This is a genomic window from Bacillus sp. ISL-34, from assembly GCF_018613325.1.
Taxonomy (GTDB): Bacteria; Bacillota; Bacilli; order Bacillales; family DSM-1321; genus Peribacillus.
On the sequence record NZ_JAGGQJ010000003.1, the window covers coordinates 34627 to 52737 of the forward strand.

Genomic DNA, 18111 nt, shown 5'->3' on the forward strand with positions numbered 1-18111 from the left:
CTTTTGTTTACGTCAAAACGGTATTCTTTGTTTCCTTCCCAAAAGCTACGGCAACGGCCCCCACTAGAATAGCAATTGTAAATAGGGTGAAAATCGATGAAATCGGGGTGCCGGCAGCAACTAAATACCCTACAAGCAACGGTCCCAGGACACCGCCGATCCTGCCGATCCCTGCGGCTAAACCAGCACCTGTACCGCGAACTGCTGTTGGATACTGCTCAGGAGTATACGCATAAAGCGCACCCCATGCCCCTAGGTTGAAGAAAGATAGGAACATTCCGGAAACTATCAGCAGTGCCAGCCCTTCTGCCGATCCAAAGAAAAAGGCACTGACGGCCGTTCCAATTAAGTATGTGATCAAAACGAATTTTCGTCCCAACTTCTCTATCAGCCATGCAGCTGAAAAATAGCCCGGAAGCTGTGCAAGCGTCATGATCAAAACATATTCAAAGCTTTGAATCATACTGAATCCTTTTAGGACCATCACACTTGGCAGCCATAAAAACATCCCATAATAAGAAAAGACCACACAAAACCATAGAATCCACAATACAAGGGTCTGACGGGAGTATTCCTTTTTCCAGACACTTTTCATATTGCTTAATACAGATGGTCTCTGCTTTTTTTCAAGTTCCGTATACTTCGGTGAATCCGGCAGTTTCAAGCGCAGATAAAGCGCATATAAAGCAGGCACGGCGCTCAATAACAATGCAACCCGCCAACCATAAGCCGGAATGATGAAATAGGATATGAGTGCTGCCAAAATCCAGCCAACCGCCCAAAAACTTTCAAGAAGGACGACCACCCTTCCCCTTTTACTCGCTTCAACACTTTCAGAGACCAATGTCGAGGCAACCGGAAGTTCTCCTCCAAGTCCCATTCCAATCAAAAATCGCAATATCAAGAACAAGCTGAGCGTACTGACTGCTGCAGACAGGCCACTTGCGATTGAAAACAATAATAATGTAATGATAAAGACATTCTTCCGTCCGACCCTGTCGGCCATCGCACCAAAGAATACGGCTCCAACAGCCATTCCTATGGAGTTTATGCTCCCAATCCAGCCAACCTGCTCACTGGTTAAGTTCCAGTCCTGTTTCAAAGCAACTATAATGAAAGAAAGCATACCGACATCAAGTGCATCGAACATCCATCCAAGACCCGCAACACCAAGTAACTTACGCTGCGATATCATTTTTGCATCATTTCCCATATATTCCTCCTGAAGAACTTTAGACCTTCTTGTTATTTTATCCTTATTCATTTTAACTATTAACTTTCATTTTTGCTATAGTAATTACACATGTCATGACAAAAAAATACTTCATTTTTAAAATAATGAAGAAATCTTGGATATTCTGTCGAATGTTATAGATTGAATATTCCCTTTTTTTCATTTATCATAAAAATTGGCATAAATCATAGCGTTAACAATAAGTCATCATGTTTTGCCCAAGATAATCATTTTATTCAGGAGGGTAATTATGACAAATCTAACGTTAGAAGTAAGTGGAAAGCTGCAAAAATTTTTAACAGGACCAAAAAAGCTCTATATTAATGGTCAGTTTGTGGAAAGTGCTTCAAAAAAAACCTTCTCCACTCCTAATCCTGCAACAGGACAAAAACTTGCCGATGTTTATGAAGCTGATAAAGAAGATATCGACTTAGCCGTCAAAGCTGCACGCAAAGCATTCGATGAAGGTCCTTGGTCAAGGATGAGCGCAGCTGCACGCAGCAGACTTATGTATAAACTAGCCGATTTAATGGAAGAAAATAAAACTGAACTTGCTCAATTGGAAACGTTGGATAATGGGAAACCAATCAATGAAACGACCAATGCCGACATTCCTTTAGCCATAGAACATATGAGATATTTTGCTGGCTGGTCCACCAAGATTGTCGGACAGACCATTCCGGTAAGCGGTAATTACTTTAACTACACAAAACACGAGGCTGTTGGTGTTGTCGGCCAAATCATCCCATGGAACTTTCCGCTTCTTATGGCGATGTGGAAGCTCGGAGCGGCACTTGCTACAGGTTGTACGGTCATATTAAAGCCTGCTGAGCAAACACCGCTTTCCGCTCTTTACCTGGCTGAATTATTGGATGAAGCCGGCTTCCCTGATGGAGTCGTCAATATCGTTCCCGGTTTTGGTGAAACCGCCGGACAAGCACTTGTCGACCATCCGCAAGTAAATAAAATTGCATTTACCGGTTCGACCGAAGTTGGAAAATTGATCATGCGCTCCGCTTCATATTCATTGAAACGGGTCACATTGGAACTCGGAGGGAAATCGCCAAACATCATCCTGCCTGATGCTGATTTCTCAAAAGCCATCCCTGGAGCTTTGAATGGGGTCATGTTTAACCAAGGTCAGGTATGCTGTGCCGGTTCAAGGGTTTATATTCAAAAGAAGCATTATGATAATGTTGTTGCCGATATGGCCAGCCATGCAAAAAACATCAAACAAGGGATAGGTCTAGATCCAAGCACACAAATTGGACCGCTTGTTTCCGAGGAGCAGCAGAATCGGGTAATGGGCTATATTGAAAAAGGGAAAAACGAGGGTGCTGAAGTTCTTGTCGGCGGAAATAAGCCGGGTGAACAAGGCTACTTTGTTTCTCCTACTATATTCGCCGGTGTTGAAGAGGATATGACGATTGCCAAAGAAGAGATTTTCGGGCCGGTCATAGCGGCAATGCCATTCGAGGATTTAGATGATGTCATTAACCGTGCAAATGCCAGTGAATATGGATTGGCTGCAGGCTTATGGACAAGCGATATAGCCAATGCCCATTATGTTGCTGGAAAACTCCGTGCCGGTACAGTATGGGTGAACTGTTATAACGCTTTCGACGCAGCTTCCCCGTTCGGCGGCTACAAACAATCCGGAATCGGGCGTGAAATGGGATCTTATGCACTGGACAACTATTCTGAAGTGAAAAGCGTCTGGATTAATTTGGGTAAATGATTTTTTGACTATTAGGAAAGAGGGTCTCAACGAGGCCCTCTTTCTTTCAGTCCATTGATTCACTGTACCAAATAAGTTATTCAACTATTCAAACCTTTTCAATAATCTTTCCTTCTTTAGTTTTGGTAAAATGCAAGATAGACAAAATAGCTGCTGGAGCTTGAGGACTTATGTGTGCAAACGAGATTGCAGGTGTTGATGCAAAACTGATGTGAAGTGAATTCAGCTCCTTGCCGGTTATCATGAAACGATTAGTTTTCAAATTCGGTGTAAAAAGTTTCTTTTTTATATGACAATAAGTACAATTATAAATGTAGAAAATGGAAAAGGAGTTTTAAAATGATGAGTGATTTTCAAACGAATTTAGAAAAATATGCAGAACTTGCCGTAAAAGTCGGCGTAAACATCCAACAAGATCAAACCCTTGTCGTAAACACAACATTAGAGGGCGCTGACCTTGTGCGTCTCATTGTAAAGAAAGCATATGAAAACGGAGCGCGCAATGTCATCGTTAATTGGAATGACGATATCGTTTCACGTACCAAATATGAACTGGCTCCGGATGAGGTGTTCCACGAGTATCCAAAATGGCGCGCAGAAGAAACGATCGAACTTGCCGAAAACGGAGCTGCCTATCTATCCGTCATCTCCTCCAGCCCTGACTTATTGAAAGGTGTAAATCCTGAAAGGATTGCCAACTTCCAAAAAGCATCAGGGACTGCTCTAAAGAAGTGGCGTCAGTATATGCAATCCGATAAAGTGAGCTGGTCCATCGTTGCCGTCCCTTCAAAGGCTTGGGCTGATAAAGTATTCCCAGAAGAGGCAGAAGGAAAACGAGTTGATTTGCTATGGGAAGCCATTTTCAAGGCAGTTCGTGTTGATGTGAAGGATCCTGTAGAAGCCTGGAAAAAACACGATGATACCCTGCATGAAAAGGTTGATTATTTAAATGATAAGCATTACCAAAAATTGCATTATACGGCTCCTGGAACCGACTTGACAATCGAGTTACCCGACAAACACCTTTGGGTCGGAGCAGGAAGCGTTAACGTACAAGGTCATGAATTCATGGCTAACATGCCAACCGAAGAAGTGTTTACAGTTCCATTGAAAACAGGCGTTAACGGTACGGTTTCCAGTACGAAACCACTTAGTTACGGCGGCAACATCATCAATAATTTTTCCGTGACCTTTAAGGAAGGACGGATCATTGAAGTTAAAGCTGAAGAAGGGGAAGAAATCCTAAAGCAATTGGTTGAAACGGATGAAGGTTCACACTATCTTGGTGAAGTGGCACTTGTTCCATTCAACTCACCGATTTCCCAATCGAATGTTTTATTCTTCAATACATTATTCGATGAAAATGCATCAAACCATCTCGCTATCGGCAGCTCCTATGCTTTCTGCATTGAAGGCGGAAAAAACATGAGTCCAGAAGAGCTTGCAGAAAATGGATTGAATGAAAGCCTTACACATGTCGATTTCATGATTGGATCGGAAAAAATGAACATCGACGGCATCAAACAGGACGGCACTTCAGAACCTGTCTTCCGTAATGGGGATTGGGCGTTTTAATTAAAGCGTTGATATAGAGGGGTTTTGAAGGTCTAAAACCTTGAGTGGTCACAGTATTGGTCACAGTTCTTTATGAAACAAATTATCAAGTTCATCAGCCACGTGTTTCTGCATACTAGGAAGCACGTGGCTATACTTGTCTAGCGTAATTTGAATGGATGTATGTCCAACTCGCTCTGAAATAACTTTTACATTCACATTTTGTTTAATTAACATCGTAACATATGTATGCCTTAAATCATGAAAACGGATTGTAGGTAACCCTAGCTTTATCGCCTAAGTTTTCAACATCATCATTTAATCTCTAAACCCTTATCCTGAATTTTGTTAGGGAGACTGTACCACCGAGTATTTCCCTTTTTCATTATTTTCACCTTGACTAATAGAAGTTACCAATTTAAAAAAGACCTTGTCCGCATTACTCTATGACAAGGTCTTCACATTTACTTATGATACGGTTCAAACTATCTCTATTTGAATTCTTTAATGAAAGATATTCTACAAACGACAAATCCTGACTTACTATCTTTTTAAAAAGACTAGGTAATAATATTTCTAGGTAAGTAATCAAGCATTCTCATCATTTTTAGAGCTATTATATTTTACATAGCTTGAATCATCTTAAAATTACTTAGTCGAGTCTTGTTCATAATTGATATTGTATTCTTGGGCAAGATTCTTCATCTCTACATGATACTCAGTTATCACATTTTTATATTCTTGCCCTTTGGCATTTGATTGATTTATAAGTTCCGTATCCTTCTTTTCCAAGCCCTCTTTTTCAAGCATTAAAGCCTCATAATATATACCTGTAGCTTCTTCAATTTTAGCTTTTAACGGCTTTAATTCTTCAACTTCTACAACTAGTGATTTTGCTTTACTTAATGCTTTTTTATAGGTGGGTATAACCTTGTTTGCAAGTACCTCATATAATTCTTCATCGTTATGATAATTTTCACCTGATACAGTTGCTAATACTTGATTTGCTTCTGTTTCATAACTTACTATTTCTTGTATATCCTTGTTTATAAAATTAACAATTTCTTTTTGTTTATCCTCAAAAGATTGCTTGTTTCCATTTGTGGCTTCAGTTTTAGTCTTTTCTTTTTCGGATTGATTTTCCAAAGAAGAGTTCTCACTACAACCTACAAGTAACAAAGAAATTGTAAATATGATTAAAATGAATTTTTTCAAAAGTACCTGTCCTCTCTTAGTTCTAAGATTTTATTAAAGCTGGATCGTTTTTTATAAATGCGTCCCGACGTTTTAAGTATCCCACCTCATTTGTCATTAATAAATAGCTCCTTTCAAACTAATTATTTTTTATTCTTTTTCAAAACTTAATCCCAGCTTAATTCCTATCAATAATCGAAGGTCCAGAATAATTTCTTTCCCAATCTTAGCCTCTCCACCTGCTCTGAATGCTGAAGCACCAGCTGTTCCCTTTATTGTATAGTCAGTAAAAGGCAGCGGAAAGATTCCTGAAACTTCACCTTCAGCCACTGCCGCTTTTGCCCCAAACCCGATAGAACTATTATCTATTCCAGCGTAAGCATTCGCTTTAAGAATTTCCCCTTTAGCTTCTACCCCGGTACTGCCTACGTAATCAATTTCCTTATCAAGCTGCGATTTCACTTTTGCAATATCAACGGCTCCATCAGCTTTTACAACAGGAAGAATACTTTTACCGCCTACACTGGCTTGAGCCTCTGCCATTCCAATATCTTGGTTAAAACTGCTATCAATTAGTGGGATCAGTGCCGTACATAGCCTGATATTTAAACCTAATAAATCATTGGAATATCTTGAACACATTTTTCATTCCCAAATATGTTATACTATTATTAAAGAGGGTGGCTAAATTGAAAAGCAATAAGTTTAATACTGGTGAAACAGTAACCATTCAGGATACTAATGAATCAGTAACCATTAATAAATGGGCATATGTAAAAAACATGAAGAGATATTCTTATACTGTTAAAGAACTTCCAACTACTTTTTTCTTTGAAGAAGAATTAAAAAAAGCTTAATGTCATGTCCCTAAAACCCTACTCAGTTCAGAGTGGGATTTTTTTTCGCCTTCATTTTTTAGCACAGTAAAAAACAGACTCCCATCGAGGAAGTCTGTTCATATCGGTTACGATTTAATTTTAAAATTAAGCTTTTTGAACGTTAGCAGCTTGAGCTCCACGAGCACCTTGCTCAACTTCGAAAGTTACTTTTTGACCTTCGTCTAAAGATTTGAAGCCTTCGCTTTGGATAGCTGAGAAATGTACGAATACGTCGTCTCCGTTTTCACGTTCGATAAATCCAAAACCTTTTTCTGCATTAAACCATTTAACTGTACCTTGTTCCATTTTTGTTGCCTCCTAGTGCATAACACACATTGTATTACTATTTTCAATCATTTGGAAAATAACGAGTATCCTCTTCCACAACCAAAAACAATTCTTTATTAGATTAACATGAAATGATGCAGATAGCAAATTATCCAGTGATATTTTAAAAACGGCTTCACATTCTTTTTGCCTTCCTATTTTCTTGATTTATCCAATTTAATGATTCAGATATTAAATTATGGGTATATCAGAGTAATAAGAAACAGTGCGATTTTCACTTAAGAATTATCAACAAGGAGGTCACAATGAAATATTACAAAGTTTCTAATAGCGGTTTTGACAGTAAAGTTATTGTAGCCTATAGCGGGTATGAGGCACTCGGATATTATTTAATGGAAATCGATGATCAACTTGGTTTTGTTGATGATATAGATGTGGAAGAAGTGGATGCTGATGAACGAGTCGAGATTTCCTATACCGGGTATCCCGTTTATAAAACACTTAAGGAGCTATATCAAGAGAAAGATTTTTGGGAAGTTCCTAATGTTGTCGTGGAAGTCGAATAATGAAAGCATCCCCCATCTTTAGGAGAATTCGAATTCACCTCCCAATCAACTCGGTCAAATAGTATTTGGTAATTGCCAGATATTCACGGGTATATGATTTCAACAGTGACACTTTTGGTGTCTTTGCCGGTATTCCTTTCATGTCCAAGCCTTCTTTTTTTGCTATTTCGACTGCCCGGTAGATATGAAAGTCATTACTAACGATCAATCCTGAAGAGGCTGTATCAGGAATGAGTTCTTTTGAGAAAACAATATTTTCGTGAGTTGTCGTAGATTTGTCTTCCATCATGATGCGTGCTTCTTCAATTCCCTGGGCGATTAGCTCCTGTTGCATTGCTTTTGCTTCCGATATTTCTTCTCCCGGTCCTTTGCCGCCTGATACAATGACCACTGTATGTTTATTCGCCGACAAATATTCTGCAGCTTTGTCAATCCGGTATTGTAAGGATAATGATGGAACCGAACCTTTGACCCTTGCTCCAAGAATTATGAGATAATCGGCATTTTCCGGAATTTGCTGGGTAATGCTATCTTGAATTTTCATGTGTAAAAACCCAAAATACCCCAGTACTGCAATGACGCTAATTACACAAAATTTCTTTAAAGTTTTTCCCCGATTCATTTTCCTTTCATTATATAACATGCCTTCCCACTAACTCCCTCATAACTAAGATCGAAGAGCGGGAAATCATGAAAGACTTCCCTCTCTTCCAAAAATATTGAATTCAACAGTTTATTCTGCAACCATATCATCATATATCAATTTTCCAATTTTACTGATTACTTGACGGCTTTCTTCTTCTGATTTCATATCTTCAGTAAGAACAGCAGCATAAACAGTTTGTGTTTCTGACCGAATGATTGCACAATCATGGGCAACTCCACGAATTCCGCCCGTTTTGCTCGCGACCTTGACCCCTCTGCCCATCAGTGATGGAAGTTTATCCCTTAATTGCTGATTGTCAAATACACGCAAGATTCTTTCCTGGCTTTCTTTCGTTAAAAAGTTGCCTGTATGTATGGCTTTTAAGCAGGTTATCGTATCTTCCGCCGATATGGTATTGTCGTGCCCTTCTTTTAATGCCTTAAAATCCTGCATTTTTCGTTCAAGGACAGTATTTTTTAAACCAAGTTCCTTGATGCATTGATTGATTTCCTCAAAGCCCAGCAGGTTCATCATCATATTCGTGGATGTATTGTCGGAAACGGTTATCATCAATGTCAATAAATCCTCTACGGTTAAAAATACCTTGTTCGATAAGACATGCAAGACTCCGGATCCCCCAGTCACTTCATTAGGCGGAATGGTCACTGGTTGATTCAAATAGATTTTCTTTTGTTCACTTTGACGATAACCTTCGATGATCATTGGTATTTTGATCAAACTCGCTGATTGAAAGGATTCATTCTCGTGATATCCAATCGTGTCCCCAAGACCATTTTCAATTTTATATGCGATTCTCCCATTAAATGTTTCAACTAATGCCAAGATATCATGTTCTATAGTTTGTAAGGTCATCTATCCCCTGTTCCTCCCTTATATATCTTTTAATCCCTATACTAAAACCCCTTATACCCTAACTTATTCTACCATGTTAAAAGCAGTACAATCTTCTTATAAATTCCAAATTGAATAAATTTTTGTATAAAAAATGAGCCTTCATATCGAAGGCCCCCTTAATAACTGTTATTCATCTGGCTTTAACGGCCCGGCCCTTCGCTAATGGGAATCGTTTCTTCTCGGTTGTATCCACCTGTGTGATTTCACCATCATGTACGGTTATTAAAACTGATCCATATTGCAGATCTTCCAAGCTTGAAATGATATGCCTGATTTTCAATTCTTCTTTCTTTTCCATGATATCTCCCCTTCACTACTGGTAATAAAGCTTCGTTTCATGCCTAATATTAAAAAAGCACATGCGCGCTTCCCACTTTCAATGTTTTCTTGAGGAACTTGGTTTACCTATCATATCCTCATCACTTTACTTTCCGAATAAGAATAACCAGTTAATAGGAATTCCATATTCCCCCCCTCACTATAAATAAAAGGCACCCGCCATCTAAGAGATTAGATGTAAGGGTGCCTTTAGTTGACTAATCGGCAATATTCAGGAGTTGCTTTTGTTATAGAAAAATACGATTCAAGTTACAAACCATATTATTCTTACCAATTAACTTGGTATTTACTAATATAATCCAATTTCCTCCTATTGTCAATTGCGTTTTTAAATTTTCTGATTAGTCTGCGTTTTATATTTTACTTATTTACCACTTTACCAAACTAAACTATTTGAGATATACTATTTTAGTATAAGTTATCGGTATAAACACACTTTGTATTTAAGAAAGGTTCGATATAAATGGTAAATAAAAAATGGGGTTTATTGATTTTGACCACATTCGTAATTGGAAATATGGTCGGCGGCGGAATTTTCATGCTCCCTGCTCAATTAGCACAGGTATCCAGTCCATTAGGGGCCACATTGGCATGGATTGTTACTGGACTGGGAGTTTTTCTAATAGCTTTGGTGTTTGGTAACCTGGCAGTCCGGAAACCGGATTTGAAGGCTGGACCGCAAAGTTATGCTCAATCATTATTTAAATCTCCTGCAAAAGGAAGGGTTTCAGGGTATAGCATGGCTTGGGGCTATTGGGCTGCGAATTGGGCTGCGACAGCTTCTGTCATCATTTCATTTGCTGGTTACCTATCAACGTTTTTCCCGGTGATGCATAGTGCGAAAGTGATTTATACAGCGGGTTCGTTTCAACTTGAACTAGGTAAAGCATTAACGTTTGCCGTATGTTCCATTGCACTATGGGGGATTCAGGCAATCTTGGTAAGAAGTTTTAACAGTGCTGGGAAAATGAATCTTTTTGCTACAGTTACCAAAGTGCTTGGATTCTTATTTTTCATCATTATCACGATATTCATCTTCGATACTTCCAATCTAGGAAACGGAGCTGAATTTTATGATAAGGCGGGTTCAGCCGTCTCTTTAGGTGATCAAGTGAATGCTGCTGCAATTTCAACATTATGGGCCTTTATCGGAATTGAAGCTGCCGTCATGCTTTCAAACCGTGCCAAGTCACAAAATGATGTAAAGAAAGCGACGATTCTTGGCTTACTTATCGCTGTTGCCATTTACATCGGCATTACTTTATTGACGATGGGAGCGATATCACAAGATGATTTGAAAATATCGCAAAAACCACTTGTTGACGCACTACAAGCAGTAGTTGGTTCAAGCGGCACGTATATAATGGCTGCTCTTGCCGTCATTTCCTTATTGGGATCGACAATCGGATGGATTGTCGTTGCATCTGAGGTTCCATACCAGGCAGCGAAATCGGATTTGTTTCCGGCCTATTTTGCGAAAGCAAACAAAAATGGCACACCCGTCCGTTCTATGACAATAACAAATATCATGACACAGATATTCTTATTCTCCACTATTTCTGGTACGATTTTGGAGGCTTATAAATTTTCTATGATCGTCGCTACACTCGCTTACTTGATCCCGTATCTTGCATCCGTTCTATATCAATTGAAATTGGTCATGACTGGGGAAACCTATGACATCATGAAAGGCTCAAGGGTACGTGATGGAATCATCACCATCCTGGCGTTAATCTACTCGCTCTGGGTCATCAGGACAGGTACAGCCGATATGAATACATTCATACTTGGCATAGCCTTATATGTATTCGGAATCGTCTTATACCCACTTTGGATGAGAAAAAAAGCATAAACTTAAACACCTTGGCATTAATAAGTGCCAAGGTGTTTTTTTATATATCCTTGATTGCCAATCTAGTTCTCAGCTGAACCGTTTCCCCTGATCTTAACTCCCTCAATCCAGTCAATTTTGGAGACAAATCCAAATTAGGAGCATTCGTTACCCATGTATATGGTTCAGGACAGACGAACCCCTCCTGGTTGAACAATACCCAAAACTTAAAATGTTGATCGCCATGATAGATGACCTGTATGCCAGCCTGTTGGTCAGTGAGAATGCACTCGTTTTCGAGAGATCTTTCCTCATCATAGCCAAATAGATCATCAAACTGCCGGCCCTCCAAGCTAAAGCCGTTTTGGAGTTCCAATGTATTGGCCGTTTCATGAATTGCACCAGTGGGCAATGACCTTTCATTCAACTCCCAATGTTTATTGACGGGAAGAGATATTCTGCAATCCTCCAATTTCCCCCCTGATCCAAATGGAAAATTGAATACAGTATGATAACCTGCTCCCCAAGGAAAGGGTTCAATGTCCTTGTTCGTGATTTCCAATTGTATATCCAATGTTTCAGCCCTTAAAGATAAAGACATATTCACAGTGATATTTTGTGGAAAGCTACCTTTTAAATCAAAATCTCTGCTTGAAAACTCAGTATTAATGACGATTTCTTCCCCATTCACTTCCTTTTTGCAGACTTGCCAAGGCTTGTCATGTAAAAAACCATGAATATGATTGAATTTTTCCGTTTCATTGACCGGAAACCTATACACAGTCCCCTTATATGTAAATTGGCCATCTTCAATTCGATTAGGAGGAAACAGGATTGGCATTCCGTATAAAATGGGAGCTTTTTTATACTCTTCCACACTAACCGGAGTTCGCAGCACCTCAATATCCATATGCTTGTACTTCAACGAAAGCAGATTGCTTCCTAAAGATGGCGCAAGTATCGCTTCCACTTTTTCATTGCCGAACTTTATGGCCTTTTCATTTAAAAAAGTGATATCTTCTATGTAACCTGTCACTTATTCTCCTCCTTTGACTTGAACATATATCCATCCTACTTCCACCGACCATTTTTTGCAACAAATGGAAAATATACTTCATTATAATATATTTGTGTTGGTAATCTAGCATTTTGCTTAGTTTGCTTTACTATTTTTCTCTTTTATCCTTTTCCATAGCACCTAATCGACTTGTACCTTATTAAATAAAAAAAAGGATGCCGTTACGGCATCCTTTTTTACTTATCTATTACTTTCATTTACTAAAGCCACTATGCCTTCTTCATCATCCAGAACAAGTTCAATTCCCGAGTATGGATCTTTATTCATGTATTCATCAAGCCATAAGCGAAGCGCTTCTATCAAGTTGATGGTAATTAACACTTGTTTCCGGCCATCGACGAACGCTTCCGCCGAAAAGCCATAATCATCATCATACATTAACTCCACTTCTACCTCATTAGGTTGTACCTGCTTTTTACGGGCAATGTAAACACAAACCGCATTGATGATATCCTGTTCGGAAATCCTTAGCCTCTCCATGGATTTGTATCCTCTTTCTTCTTCTTATCTTTGAAATATGTGAATATTTTACGGATTACAACGATCAATACCACAACCGCCAACACGTTGATTAATAGACCAAGTATAGAACCAAGCATTCCCATATTGGCGAATAGGCTACCAAAAAGTAAACCTGCCAGTCCACCTAGCATAAGTCCTTTCATTAAGCCGCCTTTTGTGAATGTGTTTCCAGTCTTAGCTTTATTGGCAGTAGTAGCATCGGATTTCTTCGTTTCTTTATTTTGGAAATTCGAATTATTATTGGTGTTGCTGTTAAAGCTTCTTTTTCCGGACTTGTATCCCCTTGCATCGACTGACTCCGTATGATCCTGGAATACATAAGTGCCGACTGGCGAGAATGCTAGTGTAATTGTAAGTAATGCAGCCATAAATTTTTTCATCATGTTTTTTTGCCTCCGTTTAATAGTATGGAATGTTGTTTCATTATATCTTTACCCAGATTACTGAAAGTCCACATCACCTATCCTTGTTTAATCTTATAGTATATACGTTTAATTTCAAAATAAGTTTCATTTTTTTCGATTTTTTTCAAAAAAAAAAGGCAGGGGCATTTACTCCCCTGCCTACTTAAAGAACGATTAGTTTACACGAACTACACGTCCGTTGAATACACCTGCCCAATATCCGCTTTCCATATTGGCGATTGCAACACCTGTTGAACTTTGGGAACCGATAAATTTGCCGCCGCCGACATAAATTCCGACATGCCCATCAGTTTTATAGGTATTGAAGAACACTAAATCTCCAGGTTGTATTTGACTCTTGGATACTTGACGTCCTGCATTTTTCAATGCATCCGTACTGGCTGGAAGGTTCACACCAGCTTGTTTATAAGCCCATGCAACGAACCCTGAACAATCGAATAGACCGTTAGCGATATCGGATGCCGTTCTTCCGCCACCAAATTTATATGTGGAGTTACCGATATATTTATAACCTGCTGTAATGGCAGAGCCTGTATTTGCACTGCTTGGCTTGCTTGATGTTTCAGTTTTACTTGCTGCAGGTTTAGCAGCAGCACTGCTTTTAGATGAATTTGAAGATGATTCACCTTTAGAAGAACCTTTTGCCGACGATTCGCCTTTAGACGAACTTGATGATTCTTCGCTAGAAGAGCTTGATGGTTCTTGGCTAGAAGAATTTGAAGAATTCACTTCTTCAGCAGCACGGTCAAGATCTGCTTTTTCTGATGCCTTACGTTCTTCTTCTTTTTTGATATTTTCACGAATGGATGCTATTTGTGCTTCCAAACCAGCATCTTTATTTTCTAAAGATTGTTTTAGGGCCTCTGTTTCCGATTCTTTCTTTTCGATCTTAGCCTTCATATTGACAGTTTCAGCTTTTTGATCTTTAATTTGAGATTGCATGCCTTTAAGCTCTACTTCCATATCCTTAAGGCTTTGCAATTTTTTCTCAACGGTCGCTTGTTTTTTTTCTAAGTCAGCTTTATCCGCTTCCTGCTCGCTAAGGATTTGTTGGTCAGCTTCCACGATAGTGGCTACCGCGCCAACACGGTTAACGAATTCACCAAAACTTTTAGAACCTAAAACAACTTCTAGGTACTCAACGTCCCCGCCGCTTTCTTGGAATGAAAGCGCGCGCTCTTTCAAGACTTCCTCGCGTTTTGCGATTCTTTCTTCCAAGGCTTTAATTTCTTTCTTTAAAGAATCTATGTCTTTTTCGGTGTCTTTAATTTCTTGTTTAGTATCTTTGATTTTTTGGTCATTTTCTTTCATTGCCGATTCGATCTGGGCAATTTGGGCATTCATTTTCGTTTGTTCTTTTTTCAATTCCTGAATAACTTGTTCTGCCTCTGAAATATCTGATTGTACTCCTGTACGTTGCGATTGAATATTCGTGATAGATTCTTCAGCTTTTACAGACGGTATGGCAAAAGCGCTTCCTAATCCAAGCATAATTGTCGTGTTCAATACGATAAGTTTTTTCTTCAAACTCATTTCCCCTGCTTTCCTCCCCTTGCATTTCCATCGACCCACTTCTTTTTCTCTATGAAAAATACTTAGTCAAAATAAATTGCTGGGAACTCTTCTCTATTTTTTTTACTCTTTATGTAATCTTCTAAGGTTGAGATAATATTAAATACATTTCTTAAACTCTACTATGTTTTCATCTAAGTCGTAGTATATCATCAGATTTTGTCAAATACGTAATAACAATATTACATTTATATTTCAATTTTAACATTAACCATAAAAATTCGACTTTTTCACGTGATAAAACATCCAATATCTTACATAACCACCTTCGTATTTTGATGCAAGACTTTCTATCTAGTGTTTAGCACCAAGGGACCATAGACTATTGGCAGGCAAAAACCAACCACTTGCAAATGCATGGAAGCCCTCTTGTAACAGATTGCAGCCCTTTTACCTTGCATACAGGAAGGTACGCTTGCGTCCCCATTAAAAAAACCGCTCATTAGCGGTTTTTCCGTCAATATTCGACTCACCCTTAAATTCCAGCCATAAAGTCGACAAAAACTTTCAATTCTTTTGGTCGGACGAATACCCTTTCCCCTTTGCTTATTTTCAGATTCAAATATTGTTCTTTCATCAGTTCGATTTCCAGCGGTTCATTTGTATCCTGACGAAAGACTTCTATCCGGACAATAGGGCCAATTGTATGGATGTGGTCAATTATGGATGCGATCGAATCCTTTTCTGATGGTTCTCTTTCTATGATAAAGTTATGATTCCTTACATAACCAGTACCCGCTCCATCTTCACTGCCCTGGGCATTCATTTCTACATTACCAGTAACCAATTTCCCTTGATGGACATTTCCCTTGAAAAGATTGACACTGCCGAGAAAATCATAAACGAATGGATTTTCAGGGTGATCATATACTTCTTCAGGTGTTCCAATCTGTTCAATTTTCCCTTCATTCATGATTACGACCCGATCAGCGACATCCATCGCCTCTTCTTGATCATGCGTCACGAACACACTCGTAACATTGAATTCATCGTGAAGTCTTCTTAGCCAACGCCGAAGTTCTTTGCGAACCTTGGCATCCAATGCCCCGAATGGTTCATCAAGCAAAAGGATATTCGGTTCAACGGCAAGTGCCCTTGCCAATGCGACACGCTGGCGCTGGCCGCCTGATAATTGCGATGGATAACGATCTTTATATCCTTCCAGCTTGACGAGTTGAAGCAATTCGGTAACCTTTTGTGCAATAACTTCTTTACTGGGCCTTATTTTTCTAGGTCGGACCTTTAATCCATAGGCAATATTATCAAAAATGGTCATATTACGAAAAAGGGCATAATGCTGAAAGACGAAACCCACATTTCGATCTTTTACATTTTTATGCGTGTAATTCTCTTCATTAAAAAGGATCTTTCCGTTCTCTGCCTGTTCAAGACCCGCGATGATACGCAGTAATGACGTTTTTCCCGATCCTGAAGGGCCAAGAAGGGCGACAAGTTCACCGCTCTTTATTTCCAAATCGATGTTTTGGAGTGCTTGATAGGCCCCATAATATTTTGTAACATTTTCGATGATGATACTCATTTCATTCCTCCTAACTCGCTTTGGTTGATTTAAAGTCAGTTTTCCATTCTATGAAGCTTTTAATGATCAAGGTTATGATTGCAAAAATGGACATCAGGGATGCAACGGCAAAAGCGGCCGAAAATTGATATTCATTGTATAAAATTTCAATATGAAGCGGCATCGTATTGGTCATGCCCCGTATATGGCCCGATACGACCGATACAGCTCCAAACTCCCCGATTATCCTTGCATTGCAAAGGATGACTCCATATAGAAGTCCCCATTTTATATTAGGAAGCGTCACATACCAAAATGTCTTGAACCCTCCCGCACCCAGCGTGAGTGAGGCCTCTTCTTCAGACGTTCCCTGACTTTGCATGAGCGGGATCAATTCGCGCGCAATGAATGGGAAGGTAATGAAAATGGAGGCGATGACAATCCCTGGTATAGAAAAGATCACTTTAATGTCAAGAAATTGCAGCAGTGGACCAAGTGTTCCATGTAAGCCAAACAGAAGGACAAAAATCAGCCCAGCAATGACGGGTGAAACGGAAAAAGGCAAATCTATCAATGTTATTAAGAAGTTTTTTCCCTTAAAATCATATTTTGTTATGGTCCACGCGGCAACCACTCCAAATATGGCATTGAGTGGCAAGGTGATGAGGACAACGATCAATGTTAACTTAATCGCAGCCACGGCATCAGGATGGGCAATGGCAGCAAAATAAGCTTCGGCACCTTTTTCTAAGGCCTTTACAAAGATTGCGATTAATGGGACAACTAAAAACAAAGTGAGAAATAGCAATACAATGGAAATAAGGACCCACTGTATGGATTTAGGCTCTTTCGTTGCGTTTCCCGTAATAATGACCGGGTGATTCGCTTTTGCAACCACTGAATTATCATGTTCCATCATATCCCTCCTATTTCCCTGAAAATCTTTTGCCGGTCCACCATTGTAAGATATTGATGGTAAACAAAATTATAAATGTAATGATGAGCATGACGGCTGCAACAGCTGTTGCACCTTCATAATCATACTGTTCAAGCTTTGTCATGATGATCAGCGGTGAAATCTCCGTTTTAAACGGCATATTTCCGGCAATGAAGACAACGGATCCATACTCTCCAAGTGCCCTCGCAAAAGAAAGTGCAAAACCCGTCAATATCGCTGGAATCAATTCCGGAAAGATAATTTTAATGAATGTCTGCATTCGATTAGCCCCTAAAGAGGCAGATGCTTCTTCCATCCCTTTTTCAATATTTTCAAGCACCGGTTGAACCATCCGCACTACGAATGGCAGACCGATAAATATAAGGGAGATGATGATCCCTGCGGGAGTGAAAGCGACTTTAAAGCTGAAAAATTGTCCGATCCATCCGTTCGGTGAGTACAAGGTGGTCAACGTAATTCCTGCCACGGCAGTCGGGAGGGCAAAAGGCAAATCAACCAGTCCATCGATGATCCGTTTGCCGGGAAACTCATAACGAGTAAGCACCCAGGCAATTAACACACCAAAAACCGCGTTCACAAAGGCCGCAGTTAACGCTGTCATGAAACTCAATTTATAAGAAGCGAGAACCCTTGGTTCAGTTACGGTCGCCCAAAAATCCTGGAACCCCATTGAAAATGTGTTTAGAAAAACCATCGATAACGGGATCAATACGATGATGGAGAGATACAGCAGCGTAAAACCCATCGTCAACCCGAAACCGGGTATGGTCCTCTTTTTCGTCTGTTTGCCTTCAGTCACTATATTCATCGCTTCTCCTCAGCCCTTTTATCTGATTTATGAAGGAGAAGATGTT

The 18111-nt window shown here is 39.5% G+C and carries 19 protein-coding genes and 1 pseudogene; 5 read left to right on the forward strand and 15 right to left on the reverse strand.

The features are described 5' to 3' along the window. Positions 1-7: 7 nt before the first annotated feature. On the reverse strand, positions 8-1213 hold the full coding sequence (locus J7E52_RS02825; RefSeq protein ID WP_214743617.1) for an MFS transporter: 1206 nt from the start codon (positions 1211-1213) through the stop codon (positions 8-10). Between the two features lie 271 nt (positions 1214-1484). Here J7E52_RS02825 and J7E52_RS02830 point away from each other — a divergent pair, with 271 nt between their 5' ends. Further along, a complete protein-coding gene (locus tag J7E52_RS02830; RefSeq protein ID WP_214743618.1) occupies positions 1485-2972 on the forward strand; it encodes an aldehyde dehydrogenase family protein in 1488 nt (495 codons plus the stop codon). Positions 2973-3314: 342 nt separating this feature from the next. Beyond that, on the forward strand, positions 3315-4547 hold the full coding sequence (locus J7E52_RS02835) for an aminopeptidase (RefSeq protein ID WP_214743750.1): 1233 nt from the start codon (positions 3315-3317) through the stop codon (positions 4545-4547). A 60-nt stretch (positions 4548-4607) separates the two neighbouring features. Here the strand turns inward: J7E52_RS02835 and J7E52_RS02840 are convergent. The 3 genes and pseudogenes from J7E52_RS02840 to J7E52_RS02850 form a co-directional block, all read right to left on the reverse strand. Then, a pseudogene (locus tag J7E52_RS02840) lies at positions 4608-4817 on the reverse strand (tyrosine-type recombinase/integrase); the annotation flags it as partial. Positions 4818-5174: 357 nt separating this feature from the next. Then, entirely contained in the window at positions 5175-5741 is a 567-nt protein-coding gene (locus tag J7E52_RS02845) for a hypothetical protein (RefSeq protein WP_214743619.1), read from the reverse strand. A 129-nt stretch (positions 5742-5870) separates the two neighbouring features. After that, positions 5871-6362, reverse strand: a complete 492-nt coding sequence (locus tag J7E52_RS02850) for a hypothetical protein (RefSeq protein ID WP_214743620.1) — start codon at positions 6360-6362, stop codon at positions 5871-5873. Positions 6363-6409: 47 nt separating this feature from the next. Between J7E52_RS02850 and J7E52_RS02855 the strand changes: the two genes are divergently transcribed. After that, positions 6410-6577 (forward strand): hypothetical protein, encoded by a 168-nt coding sequence (locus J7E52_RS02855; protein ID WP_214743621.1) that lies wholly within the window; start codon positions 6410-6412, stop codon positions 6575-6577. 126 nt (positions 6578-6703) lie between these two features. Here the strand turns inward: J7E52_RS02855 and cspC are convergent, their stop codons facing one another. Next, complete coding sequence (gene cspC / locus J7E52_RS02860) at positions 6704-6904, reverse strand: cold shock protein CspC (protein ID WP_034314312.1); 201 nt, start codon at positions 6902-6904, stop codon at positions 6704-6706. 287 nt (positions 6905-7191) lie between these two features. Between cspC and J7E52_RS02865 the strand changes: the two genes are divergently transcribed. Next, positions 7192-7452, forward strand: coding sequence for a hypothetical protein (locus J7E52_RS02865; RefSeq protein WP_101224047.1), 261 nt, complete (start codon positions 7192-7194; stop codon positions 7450-7452). Between the two features lie 34 nt (positions 7453-7486). Here the strand turns inward: J7E52_RS02865 and J7E52_RS02870 are convergent, their stop codons facing one another. The 3 genes from J7E52_RS02870 to J7E52_RS02880 all read right to left on the reverse strand — a co-directional run bounded on the left by J7E52_RS02870 (position 7487) and on the right by J7E52_RS02880 (position 9311). After that, entirely contained in the window at positions 7487-8074 is a 588-nt protein-coding gene (locus J7E52_RS02870) for a YdcF family protein (RefSeq protein ID WP_214743751.1), read from the reverse strand. 111 nt (positions 8075-8185) lie between these two features. After that, positions 8186-8971 carry a serine hydrolase gene (locus tag J7E52_RS02875; RefSeq protein WP_214743622.1) on the reverse strand — a complete coding sequence of 262 codons (786 nt, stop codon included), beginning with the start codon at positions 8969-8971 and terminating at the stop codon, positions 8186-8188. A gap of 172 nt (positions 8972-9143) precedes the next feature. Beyond that, the gene (locus J7E52_RS02880) at positions 9144-9311 is read right to left on the reverse strand and encodes a YezD family protein (RefSeq protein WP_214743623.1); all 168 of its coding nucleotides are present in this window, start codon (positions 9309-9311) and stop codon (positions 9144-9146) included. A gap of 504 nt (positions 9312-9815) precedes the next feature. Between J7E52_RS02880 and J7E52_RS02885 the strand changes: the two genes are divergently transcribed. After that, positions 9816-11204, forward strand: a complete 1389-nt coding sequence (locus J7E52_RS02885) for an amino acid permease (RefSeq protein ID WP_214743624.1) — start codon at positions 9816-9818, stop codon at positions 11202-11204. A gap of 40 nt (positions 11205-11244) precedes the next feature. On the opposite strand, the gene J7E52_RS02890 is transcribed toward J7E52_RS02885, so the two are convergent. From J7E52_RS02890 to cysT, 7 genes are all read right to left on the reverse strand, one after another. Next, positions 11245-12219 (reverse strand): aldose 1-epimerase, encoded by a 975-nt coding sequence (locus J7E52_RS02890; protein ID WP_214743625.1) that lies wholly within the window; start codon positions 12217-12219, stop codon positions 11245-11247. Positions 12220-12441: 222 nt separating this feature from the next. Continuing rightward, positions 12442-12741, reverse strand: a complete 300-nt coding sequence (locus J7E52_RS02895; RefSeq protein ID WP_214743626.1) for a YxcD family protein — start codon at positions 12739-12741, stop codon at positions 12442-12444. Continuing rightward, entirely contained in the window at positions 12729-13163 is a 435-nt protein-coding gene (locus J7E52_RS02900) for a hypothetical protein (protein ID WP_214743752.1), read from the reverse strand. Before J7E52_RS02900 ends, J7E52_RS02895 begins: the two co-directional genes overlap by 13 nt. 198 nt (positions 13164-13361) lie before the next feature. Then, on the reverse strand, positions 13362-14741 hold the full coding sequence (locus J7E52_RS02905) for a C40 family peptidase (protein WP_214743627.1): 1380 nt from the start codon (positions 14739-14741) through the stop codon (positions 13362-13364). Positions 14742-15255: 514 nt separating this feature from the next. Continuing rightward, entirely contained in the window at positions 15256-16320 is a 1065-nt protein-coding gene (locus tag J7E52_RS02910) for a sulfate/molybdate ABC transporter ATP-binding protein (RefSeq protein ID WP_214743628.1), read from the reverse strand. A 10-nt stretch (positions 16321-16330) separates the two neighbouring features. After that, positions 16331-17215 carry a sulfate ABC transporter permease subunit CysW gene (cysW, locus tag J7E52_RS02915; protein ID WP_214743753.1) on the reverse strand — a complete coding sequence of 295 codons (885 nt, stop codon included), beginning with the start codon at positions 17213-17215 and terminating at the stop codon, positions 16331-16333. A gap of 10 nt (positions 17216-17225) precedes the next feature. Further along, positions 17226-18065, reverse strand: coding sequence for a sulfate ABC transporter permease subunit CysT (gene cysT / locus J7E52_RS02920; protein ID WP_214743629.1), 840 nt, complete (start codon positions 18063-18065; stop codon positions 17226-17228). Positions 18066-18111 lie beyond the last annotated feature (46 nt).

Bases quoted from the DNA above. Each gene is read 5' to 3' on its own strand.
- J7E52_RS02825 (WP_214743617.1), bottom strand. From the start codon at position 1,213: ATGGGAAATGATGCAAAAATGATATCGCAGCGTAAGTTACTTGGTGTT.
- J7E52_RS02830 (WP_214743618.1), top strand. From the start codon at position 1,485: ATGACAAATCTAACGTTAGAAGTAAGTGGAAAGCTGCAAAAATTTTTA.
- J7E52_RS02835 (WP_214743750.1), top strand. From the start codon at position 3,315: ATGAGTGATTTTCAAACGAATTTAGAAAAATATGCAGAACTTGCCGTA.
- J7E52_RS02850 (WP_214743620.1), bottom strand. From the start codon at position 6,362: ATGTGTTCAAGATATTCCAATGATTTATTAGGTTTAAATATCAGGCTA.
- cspC (WP_034314312.1), bottom strand. From the start codon at position 6,904: ATGGAACAAGGTACAGTTAAATGGTTTAATGCAGAAAAAGGTTTTGGA.
- J7E52_RS02865 (WP_101224047.1), top strand. From the start codon at position 7,192: ATGAAATATTACAAAGTTTCTAATAGCGGTTTTGACAGTAAAGTTATT.
- J7E52_RS02870 (WP_214743751.1), bottom strand. From the start codon at position 8,074: ATGAATCGGGGAAAAACTTTAAAGAAATTTTGTGTAATTAGCGTCATT.
- J7E52_RS02875 (WP_214743622.1), bottom strand. From the start codon at position 8,971: ATGACCTTACAAACTATAGAACATGATATCTTGGCATTAGTTGAAACA.
- J7E52_RS02880 (WP_214743623.1), bottom strand. From the start codon at position 9,311: ATGGAAAAGAAAGAAGAATTGAAAATCAGGCATATCATTTCAAGCTTG.
- J7E52_RS02885 (WP_214743624.1), top strand. From the start codon at position 9,816: ATGGTAAATAAAAAATGGGGTTTATTGATTTTGACCACATTCGTAATT.
- J7E52_RS02895 (WP_214743626.1), bottom strand. From the start codon at position 12,741: ATGGAGAGGCTAAGGATTTCCGAACAGGATATCATCAATGCGGTTTGT.
- J7E52_RS02900 (WP_214743752.1), bottom strand. From the start codon at position 13,163: ATGAAAAAATTTATGGCTGCATTACTTACAATTACACTAGCATTCTCG.
- J7E52_RS02905 (WP_214743627.1), bottom strand. From the start codon at position 14,741: ATGAGTTTGAAGAAAAAACTTATCGTATTGAACACGACAATTATGCTT.
- J7E52_RS02910 (WP_214743628.1), bottom strand. From the start codon at position 16,320: ATGAGTATCATCATCGAAAATGTTACAAAATATTATGGGGCCTATCAA.
- cysW (WP_214743753.1), bottom strand. From the start codon at position 17,215: ATGGAACATGATAATTCAGTGGTTGCAAAAGCGAATCACCCGGTCATT.
- cysT (WP_214743629.1), bottom strand. From the start codon at position 18,065: ATGAATATAGTGACTGAAGGCAAACAGACGAAAAAGAGGACCATACCC.